Annotated in this window: 1 protein-coding gene; it reads right to left on the reverse strand. The window is 49.6% G+C overall.

Going from position 1 to position 278, the window contains the following annotated elements:
* Positions 1-226 (reverse strand): DUF5677 domain-containing protein (locus ACO0LB_RS21005; RefSeq protein WP_423052697.1); only part of this gene is annotated, 226 nt, incomplete at its 3' end.
* Positions 227-278 lie beyond the last annotated feature (52 nt).

Raw genomic sequence — 278 nt, forward strand, 5'->3', positions numbered from 1 at the left:
CGTGGTGTTCGTTGTATTCAGTAGCAGCTTTTAGACGAGTGATTGCCTGGAAATCCACAAAGCGCGAAGAAAGGTCATCGTCGTGTCTGCTTAGAAACGCTAGTATCACTGTCGTTTCATGTAAGGTTCTCCAGCGCGCCATCGCTCCGTCTGCATACCCTCCCTTTAGCAAGCAAGATATCTCGTTCGAAATCTGAATGGCGCGAGTGTGCAGCTTGATAGTGATGTTTCGTCGCGAAGACGGTGGGTAGTTCCCTGAAGTCCGATATTCGGTGTTG

Source organism: Undibacterium sp. SXout7W (assembly GCF_049339385.1).
Classification (GTDB): domain Bacteria; phylum Pseudomonadota; class Gammaproteobacteria; order Burkholderiales; family Burkholderiaceae_D; genus Undibacterium.